Origin of the sequence: Gordonibacter massiliensis (ex Traore et al. 2017) (assembly GCF_019731765.1) — a bacterium.
Lineage (GTDB): Bacteria > Actinomycetota > Coriobacteriia > Coriobacteriales > Eggerthellaceae > Gordonibacter > Gordonibacter massiliensis.
The window spans coordinates 129,499-139,643 of sequence record NZ_JAASIO010000004.1; the positions used below are offsets into that span (position 1 = coordinate 129,499).

Consider the following 10,145-nt stretch of genomic DNA (forward strand, 5'->3'; position numbering starts at 1 on the left):
ATCCTCCGGCTCCGCGCTTCACGCTCCGCTCAGGATGACAACGCGTCGGCTTGCGGAATGTCAATAGCGGTATAACAGCGGAACCTTTCGTCGAGGGCTCGCCGACCTCTCTCTGTCCTCGCTCCGGGCAAGCGTTCCCTTGGGCAGAACGACGACCGCGATCGAGCGGGGGAGGGAGCGTCCCTCGTCCGCCCGATCGCGCCCCTATCGGCGCCAGATGATCCCATTCACAATCTCCGCACTCATGCTAAGGGCTCTCATCAGGCATTATGCCGAAAGGTGTCAAAAAGTTTACAGAATTTTGCAATTAACCATTGCGTTGGTAATAGCTTACCGGTATTATACAAAACCCGCGCTTGAGGAGAGCGTGGGACGTTTCTTCGGAAGAGCTTGCTTCAAAGCTCGAAGATCGAGAATCCGTTTCAACGGCAGCTCGAAAAACTTCGAAAGTTTTTGAAAAAAGTTCTTGACACCGGGGCAACGGGAAGGTAAAGTATCTCCTTGCGCCGCTCGCCCCGAAAGGGAGCGGCGAGCCCCCCGGAAGGGGAGGCGAGAACCTTGAAAACCGGATATTGCGAGATGAATCGAATCAAGTACGGAGAACCCGTCCGCCGAACCCGGCCCACCGAAGGGCAGGGGGAGGCGGCGAAGAAGAACCAGATCGAACGTGCGGCAGCGATGCCGCGCTCTTTAAACGGAGAGTTTGATCCTGGCTCAGGATGAACGCTGGCGGCGTGCCTAACACATGCAAGTCGAACGATTAAACCGCCTTCGGGCGGACATAGAGTGGCGAACGGGTGAGTAACACGTGACCAACCTGCCCCCCTCCCCGGGATAACGCGAGGAAACCCGCGCTAATACCGGATACTCCGCCCCTCCCGCATGGGAGGGGCGGGAAAGCCCCGACGGAGGGGGATGGGGTCGCGGCCCATTAGGTAGACGGCGGGGCAACGGCCCACCGTGCCTGCGATGGGTAGCCGGGTTGAGAGACCGACCGGCCACATTGGGACTGAGATACGGCCCAGACTCCTACGGGAGGCAGCAGTGGGGAATTTTGCGCAATGGGGGCAACCCTGACGCAGCAACGCCGCGTGCGGGATGACGGCCTTCGGGTTGTAAACCGCTTTCAGCAGGGAAGATTATGACGGTACCTGCAGAAGAAGCTCCGGCTAACTACGTGCCAGCAGCCGCGGTAATACGTAGGGAGCGAGCGTTATCCGGATTCATTGGGCGTAAAGCGCGCGTAGGCGGGCGTTTAAGCGGAATCTCTAATCCGAGGGCTCAACCCCCGGCCGGATTCCGAACTGGACGCCTCGAGTTCGGTAGAGGAAGATGGAATTCCCGGTGTAGCGGTGGAATGCGCAGATATCGGGAAGAACACCGATGGCGAAGGCAGTCTTCTGGGCCGCGACTGACGCTGAGGCGCGAAAGCTGGGGGAGCGAACAGGATTAGATACCCTGGTAGTCCCAGCCGTAAACGATGGATACTAGGTGTGGGGGGATCGACCCTCCGTGCCGCAGCCAACGCATTAAGTATCCCGCCTGGGGAGTACGGCCGCAAGGCTAAAACTCAAAGGAATTGACGGGGGCCCGCACAAGCAGCGGAGCATGTGGCTTAATTCGAAGCAACGCGAAGAACCTTACCAGGGCTTGACATGCAGGTGAAGCGGCGGAAACGCCGTGGCCGAGAGGAGCCTGCGCAGGTGGTGCATGGCTGTCGTCAGCTCGTGTCGTGAGATGTTGGGTTAAGTCCCGCAACGAGCGCAACCCCTGCCGTATGTTGCCAGCATTGAGTTGGGGACTCATACGGGACTGCCGGCGTCAAGCCGGAGGAAGGTGGGGACGACGTCAAGTCATCATGCCCTTTATGCCCTGGGCTGCACACGTGCTACAATGGCCGGTACAACGGGCCGCGACCTGGCGACAGGAAGCGAATCCCTCAAAGCCGGCCCCAGTTCGGATCGGAGGCTGCAACCCGCCTCCGTGAAGTCGGAGTTGCTAGTAATCGCGGATCAGCATGCCGCGGTGAATACGTTCCCGGGCCTTGTACACACCGCCCGTCACACCACCCGAGTTGTCTGCACCCGAAGCCGCCGGCCGAACCCGCAAGGGGCGGAGGCGTCGAAGGTGTGGAGGGTAAGGGGGGTGAAGTCGTAACAAGGTAGCCGTACCGGAAGGTGCGGCTGGATCACCTCCTTTCTAGGGAGACACCGAGAAGTGTCCGACGAGGTCGAGCCTTGCGCTCCCTCGCCTGGAAGAGATTTTTACCTAAGAGATTCTACAGGGCTCTCCGCCCGACCTCGCAATACCCGGTTTCGAGGGCTCTCGCCCTCGGAGCGCCCGGACGGGCGCTCCGCGCACCTTGACAGTTGCATAGCGTAGCATCGAAAAATGAGAATCAATGATTAGCAATAGTCATAACGATTCGCATCGAACGATCGCGAATAAGAACGATATGGATACCTGAAACACCAAGAGTCAGAAGAAGATGTCAAGGGCGCACGGCGGATGCCTTGGCACAGGAAGCCGAAGAAGGACGCGGCAAGCCGCGATAGTCTGCGGGGAGGGGCAAACACCCTTCGATCCGCAGGTTTCCGAATGGGGGAACCCGGCCGGGGTCATGCCCGGTCACCCCGAGCTGAATCAAATAGGCTCGGAGGAGGCAACCCGGGGAACTGAAACATCTAAGTACCCGGAGGAACAGAAATCAACCGAGATTGCGCGAGTAGCGGCGAGCGAAAGCGCACCAGCCCAAACCCATGCACGTGTAAGCTTGAGGGCGTTGCTGCATGAGGCGTTGTGGGACCTTCCCTTTCCGGGGCCTCAGACCCGGGACGGAGTTACAAAGCCACGAGGTAGCGGAACGGCATGGAAAGGCCGGCCGGAGCGGGTAAGAGCCCCGTACGCGAAACCCCGCGGCCTCCGAGGAAGGCACCCGAGTAATGCCGGACACGTGAAATCCGGTATGAATCCGGGGGGACCACCCTCCAAGGCTGAATACTCTCCTGTGACCGATAGCGAACCAGTACCGTGAGGGAAAGGTGAAAAGCACCCCGAGAGGGGAGTGAAACAGTACCTGAAACCGTGCGCCTACAAGCAGTCGGAGCCCCCTTGCGGGGTGACGGCGTGCCTTTTGTAGAATGAGCCAGCGAGTTGCGGTAAGCGGCGAGGTTAAGGTTTGAACCGAGCCGCAGTGAAAGCGAGCCTTTAAGATGGCGATTCAGTCGCTTGCCGCAGACGCGAAGCCGGGTGAGCTATCCATGGGCAGGCTGAAGCGGGGGTAAGACCCCGTGGAGGGCCGAACCCACTTCGGTTGAAAACGGAGGGGATGACCCGTGGATAGGGGTGAAAGGCCAATCAAACCCGGAGATATCTCGTTCTCCCCGAAATAGCTTTAGGGCTAGCCTCGACCGTTCAGTGCCGGAGGTAGAGCACTGGATCTTCTAGGGGGCTTCACCGCCTACCGAAAAGAACCAAACTCCGAATACCGGTACTTCAGAGGTCGGGAGTCAGAGCATGTGGGCTAAGCTGTGTGCTCGAAAGGGAAACAGCCCAGACCGCCCGCTAAGGTCCCCAAGTTCGTGCTGAGTGGCAAAGGATGTGCGTTTGCCTAGACAACCAGGATGTTGGCTTAGAAGCAGCCATGCATTTAAAGAGTGCGTAACAGCTCACTGGTCAAGTGGACATGCGCCGACAATTCACGGGGCTAAGCACGGCACCGAAGCGGCGGACTGATTTATTTCAGTGGTAGGGGAGCTTTCCACGGGGGGCGAAGCCGGCGGGCGACCGCTGGTGGACCGCGTGGAAGTGAGAATGCTGGCATGAGTAACGAGAGCGGCGCGAGAAACGCCGCCGCCGTAAGCCTAAGGGTTCCTGGGCAAGGCTAATCCTCCCAGGGTCAGTCGGGAGCTAAGGCGAGGCCGGAAGGCGTAGCCGATGCACAACGGGTCGATATTCCCGTACCGCTGACGAGCGTTTGACCGACGGGGTGACGGAGAAGGGTAGCCGGGCGGGGTTCTGGACGTCCCCGTGAAAGCGCGTAGGGCGCGGAGCATGGAAATCAGCTCCGCGAGAGGCCCGAGACGCGAGACGAAGCCATCAGGCGAAGTCGGCGAGCCCATGCTTCCGAGAAAAACCTCTAGGGAGCTTTGTCGGCGCCCGTACCAAAACCGACACAGGTGGGCGGGTAGAACATACCGAGGCGATCGGGAGAACCATGGTTAAGGAACTCGGCATACTGGCTCCGTAACTTCGGGAGAAGGAGCGCCCTTTCCGGTGACGGCACTTGCTGCCCGAGCGGGAGGGGGCCGCAGCGAAACGGCCCAAGCGACTGTTTATCAAAAACACAGGACTCTGCGAAGCCGCAAGGCGAAGTATAGGGTCTGACGCCTGCCCGGTGCCGGAAGGTTACGTGGATGGGTTAGCCTCACGGCGAAGCTCTGAAACTAAGCCCCGGTAAACGGCGGCCGTAACTATAACGGTCCTAAGGTAGCGAAATTCCTTGTCGGGTAAGTTCCGACCTGCACGAATGGCGTAACGATTTGGGCGCTGTCTCAACCATGGACCCGGTGAAATTGTATTATTCGTGAAGATGCGAATTACCTGCGGAAGGACGGAAAGACCCCGTGAACCTTTACTGCAGCTTGACATTGGTCGTTGGCTCGGCGCGTAGAGGATAGGCAGGAGGCTTCGAAGCGGGGACGCCAGTTCCCGTGGAGCCGACCTTGGAATACTGCCCTCGTCGTTCCGGCGACCTAACCCCCGGCCGTGATCCGGCGGGGGGACCGTGTCAGGCGGGTAGTTTGACTGGGGCGGTCGCCTCCTAAAATGTAACGGAGGCGCGCAAAGGTCCGCTCAGGACGGTCGGCAACCGTCCCGAGAGCGCAAGAGTGCAAGCGGGCTTGACTGCGAGGGCCACAACCCGAGCAGGTGCGAAAGCAGGTTCTAGTGATCCGGCGGCTCAGAGTGGAATGGCCGTCGCTCAACGGATAAAAGGTACTCCGGGGATAACAGGCTGATCTTGCCCAAGAGTCCACATCGACGGCAAGGTTTGGCACCTCGATGTCGGCTCATCGCATCCTGGGGCTGAAGTCGGTCCCAAGGGTACGGCTGTTCGCCGTTTAAAGCGGTACGCGAGCTGGGTTCAGAACGTCGTGAGACAGTTCGGTCCCTATCCTCCGCAGGCGCAAGGGAATTGAGGAGATCTGCCCCTAGTACGAGAGGACCGGGGTGGACGGACCTCTGGTGACGCGGTTGTCGACCAACGGCACCGCCGCCTAGCTACGTCCGGCACGGATAACCGCTGAAAGCATCTAAGTGGGAAGCCGCCTCCAAGATGAGTTCCCTTTCCGGTAAGGGCCCAGGTAGACTACCTGGTCGATAGGGCGCAGCTGCAAGCACGGCAACGTGTTCAGGCGAGCGCTACTAATAGCCCGAGCTCTTCTTCATGTACTTTGGAATCCATATGGGTTCCGCGATCGGCTTCGATGCCCGCTATGCGACCGCCAGGGTGGCGCGAGGCCGCCGGGCGGGGCAGATTCTGCCCGCGGGAGCATCCCCCGCGAGCGCGACCATGGAGGCGGGGATCACCCGATCCCATTCCGAACTCGGAAGTTAAGCCCGCCATCGCCGAAAGTACTGCGGCGTCAGGCCGTGGGAGGATAGGGCGTCGCGCTCGCGGAGGATGCTTTCTTTTTCGCAGGGCCCCCGGACACCGTCCGGGGGCCCTGCGGCGTTCCGGGGGCCCGCGGCGCGCGGGACGGGAGCGCCTGCGGCTGGAATGCGGCTCTGAACTGCGTGCCTCGGAAGCCCGAGATTACCGCCATTCCGTGCTTAGCTATCGACCCAGGGCTATCACTTTCAAGCTGCTGCTGTTTTTCAACTATTGTAAGTTGCGGATATTCAATCTAGCATTTAGTATTGTGAAAGTATTTACGTATAGGACTATTCGTTCGAAAGTGACTGAAGATGCCGAGTGAGCGTTCGAGGGTTTGCGCACCATCCGTATTTGCCTTTGCGATCGCGGCCGCCGCGATGCTCTGCCCGGGGTTGGCGTACGCGGCCGACCTTCCAAGCGAGGGGGACGGCGGCGCGCCGGTTCCGGCAGAGGCCGCGGGCCGGGATGGCGGAGATGGCGCCCTCGGCGCAGGTTGCGAGTTGGACGGCGGTGCGAGCGCCGATGGCCCGGGCTCCCAAATGGGCGCGACGGGCGGCGCTCGGGGGGACGCCTCCGAGACGGGCGGGCCGACAGGGCCGGGCGCCTCGGTTGGCGAGGGCGGCGAGGCCGCTTCGCCCGAGGGCGAGGCCCTGATCCCGGAAGGCGACGAGCCCGGAGCGGTCGAGGAGGAGGGCGTGCCGACCGCGGCCAATAGCTCAGCCCCCGAGCCTGCGGCGCCTGCCAAGAGCGGCTGGGTGGAAGACGCCTCCGGCGACGTGTACTACTACGATGGCGGATCCGCCCATACCGGCTGGCTGGTCGACGGGGGCCGCTTGGACTACGGCGTGCAGCGCTATTGGTTTGCCGCGGACGGCAGGCTCGTCAGGGGCAGCTTGATAGACGCTTCCGATGCGGGCTGGTGGGCCTACGCCCGCCCCGAGGGGTTCGTGGTGCGCGGGGTGTACGTCGATCCGGGCACGGGCTACGTTTACCTTGCCGACAACGACGGGCGTTTGGAGGAGGCCGGCTGGCGCGTGACCGACGCCTACGGCCAGGGCGTCCAGCGCTACTGGATAGATCCTGTCGCTCGGGCCGCGGTGCCCGGGTACTCGGAGGACGGCTATGCGCACTACGCCACGTCGGAAGGCTACGTCCTGCGCGGCAAGCTCGACGACGGCGCAGGCCGCGTCTACCTGGCCGACAACGACGGCCGCCTCGCCGACGGCGAGGGCTGGATCGTGACCGGCGCCTACGACGGCGGGGTGCTGCAGCGCTACTACCTGGACGGCGCGGCCCACGCGGCGTGCAGCGGCTACTTCAGCGTCGACGGCGCGAACTACTTCGGCCTGGGCGGCCAGGGCTACGTGCTGCGAGGCGTGGGCCGGGGCGTGAGGGGCGATTGGCTCGTCGCCGACAACGACGGCGTTCTGGCCTCCAGCCGGTGGATCGTCGCCGACTCCTTCGGCCAGGGGCTGCAGCGCTACTGGTTCGGCAAGGACGGCGCCATGGCCAAGGCGCGCCTCGTGGAGCCGGGCGAGGGGGCCGGGTACTGGGCGTACGCCACGTCGGAAGGCTACGTCCTGCGCGGCAAGCTCGACGACGGCGCAGGCCGCGTCTACCTGGCCGACAACGACGGCCGCCTCGCCGACGGCGAGGGCTGGATCGTGACCGGCGCCTACGACGGCGGGGTGCTGCAGCGCTACTACCTGGACGGCGCGGCCCACGCGGCGTGCAGCGGCTACTTCAGCGTCGACGGCGCGAACTACTTCGGCCTGGGCGGCCAGGGCTACGTGCTGCGAGGGAAAATGCTCTATGGTACTGGGATGTTGCTTGCGAACAATCACGGTATCATGGCATGGGCGGAGGGCTGGTTGGTCACTGACGAATACGACAGTTCGATACAGCGCTATCGCATAGACGGTTCTCCGGGCAACGGCCTTATGGGTGCGCACATTGGGCTTTTTATTCTCGAAGGTAACAATTACTATGGTCGCGGTGATCAGGGTTATGTGGTGCGAGGTATATGGCATGAGTCGATCATTCGAACATATATAGCCGATAACGATGGTCGCCTGTCACAAGCTATTGAGAACGCCGATGGAGGCTGGAGATGGGTCGACGGGTCCGGAAATAGCAATCGCGATGAAGCTATAGATTTAATAATTGCAACAGCGCGGTCTGTGCTGGGCGTGCCTTACGTATGGGGAGGAGATTCTCCGAATGATGGTGGGATGGACTGTTCGGGGTTGGCATATTACTGCTATAAACAGTTAGGTATTGAGCTTTCGCGCGTGACGTACGACTATATGATAGGCGAAGGTGTTGGAGTATCTTATTCCGAAGCTCGTCCAGGTGATTTAATTTTCATGTATTTTAGTGGTCGGGGTCCTGAGCATGTGGTGATGTATGCCGGTAATGGAATGGTTTATGAAGAACCAACGTTTGGCGGGCATTGCCAATACGTATCGCTCGCTTCGAAGCATGCAGGATACATTGAAGTCCGACGAATTATTGTTTAGATGGTGGTCGCGCAACTTATCCGAAGACTTCTTATCCATGCCTGGTTCTTTCTATATGATGAAGCGGGTTCAATAGTTGCGGCTAGTCTGAAGCAGCCACAGTTCATAAAAAATCAGTGTTAAAAGTAAGGGAAGCAAACAACATACTAAATTATCCAACTAGCCGCACGTCATCTTAGGTTGCTCTTTTCGAGGCTAGCGCAACGACTTATCTAGGTTGAATTGGCATTAAAGTGACTAACAACATAAGGTTTCGTTTTCCGTACCCTTATGTTGTTTGCAATGAAGGAATGCGCCCTTTATATTTCAAATGATATCATATACTTGTTAGCATCTTGATGCGGACATAATTGCTGTATGCTCGGATTGGCATGGACTCTTTGGCACACTGGAGGATCAAACGTGACTTTAACGCGAAAAATGGCTTCAGTATTTATGAGCGTTCTTTTGCTATTTAGTTTAAATCCCGCAATGCCTGCGATTGCGGACGAAACGACCGACAATATCAATAGTCAGGCGGGGTCGATCGACGCTGATGAGGCTATAGCGGCAAGCGCCGGTGATCCGTTTGATATTCCAGACGAGGGCGAAACTGTAACTGGAGATTTAACAGAGGATATCGCAACGGCAATCGAGTACATTTACATGGATTCGAAAGTCGTGAGTGCCGGTGACACCCAGTTGCTTGCCGTGGCCCTAGCCGACGCTTCATCGAAGGTTTCCTCCATGTCTGTTAAAATTGTTGGAGAGTCGGGCTTCGACCGCGATCTGAGCCCCCTTGCCTGCGTAGACAACGCCGCATCTTTCGAGATGCCTATTGGCGAAGACCTCCAGACGGGGGCTTATCGGATATCCGAAATTACATACCGACTGAAAAACAGCGATGCAGAGCATATCGTAAGCGTATCCAACACCGAGGAAGGCCAATACAGTTTCACGGTGCTTCCTAATGGCTCGTTGGGAAATTTAGCTAGTAAAGAAGTCGATAAAGCTGTTGGGGAGACCACGGCTTTTGTTATCGACGAAAACGGGTCTTTGGCTGAAACGAACACCCTCGAAGACGCTATTTCGGTGGCTCAGACTTCAAGTGCTTCGACGTTTTCGTTCCGGACGCGTACGACGAATATCGTAGTCGCTATCGATCCCGGGCACGGTACTGATCCTAATACGGGGGCGTACGACCCGGGGGCTTCGGCGAATGGTATTGTTGAGGCTGAGGTCAATGAATCCATTGCTCGCTATTGCAAAGAGGAGCTCGAGCAGTATTTTGGCGTAACCGTGCTCCTTGTGCCTAGATATAAAAGCGTTAATGCTCGGGTTGATTGGGCGGTGGCTAATAGCGCGCAGGTGTATGTGAGTCTGCATAATAATTCAGCCGCTGCGAGCGCCCATGGATTCGAAATATATGTTCCTAATGAGAGCTCTTTCAATTGGGCCGCTCATGTAACGGGAACTGAGCTCGGTAGAAAAATAGAAGCGCAGCTTGCAAGTCTCGGGCTTTATGATAGAGGCGTCAAATACAAGGATTCGAAGTACGAAAACGGCTCGGGACCTTACTATTACGACGATGGTCATCTTGCCGATTATTATTCCGCAATCGAGCGCAGCAGGCAATACGGTATAGCGGGAATCATAGTCGAGCATGCTTTTTTAACCAATGCAAACAACGCTGATTTCTTGAAAAACGAAAGCAACTTGCGTGCGCTCGGCGTCGGCGATGCTACTGCAATCGCACAGCAGTATGGCCTGTCTAAGGTTTCTGAGGAAGCCTATCGAGCTATATATGATTACGATTACTATATTGCGCATAACCCCGATGTTTTTCAGGCATATGGAAATGATCGGTCTGCGGTATTTAAACATTTTCTTGACTTCGGCATGGACGAGCCCCGCCAGGGCTCGGCTGCGTTCGACGCGATCTCCTACTACAACGAGTACCCCGACCTCCGGCGCGCCTTCGGCACCTCGTC

Annotated in this window: 2 protein-coding genes and 3 rRNA genes; all 5 read left to right on the forward strand. The window is 58.7% G+C overall.

Features of this window, described 5'->3' with window-relative positions:
• Nucleotides 1-691 precede the first annotated feature (691 nt).
• Nucleotides 692-2,199: ribosomal RNA gene (locus HCH03_RS06610) — 16S ribosomal RNA — on the forward strand.
• 282 nt (nucleotides 2,200-2,481) lie between these two features.
• Nucleotides 2,482-5,448: ribosomal RNA gene (locus HCH03_RS06615) — 23S ribosomal RNA — on the forward strand.
• Between the two features lie 114 nt (nucleotides 5,449-5,562).
• Nucleotides 5,563-5,677: ribosomal RNA gene (gene rrf / locus HCH03_RS06620) — 5S ribosomal RNA — on the forward strand.
• The 16S, 23S and 5S rRNA genes sit together here, the layout of an rRNA operon.
• Nucleotides 5,678-5,967: 290 nt before the next feature.
• On the forward strand, nucleotides 5,968-8,175 hold the full coding sequence (locus HCH03_RS06625; RefSeq protein WP_221688847.1) for an NlpC/P60 family protein: 2,208 nt from the start codon (nucleotides 5,968-5,970) through the stop codon (nucleotides 8,173-8,175).
• A 402-nt stretch (nucleotides 8,176-8,577) separates the two neighbouring features.
• On the forward strand, nucleotides 8,578-10,145 hold a 1,568-nt coding region (locus HCH03_RS06630), incomplete at its 3' end, for an N-acetylmuramoyl-L-alanine amidase (RefSeq protein ID WP_221688848.1).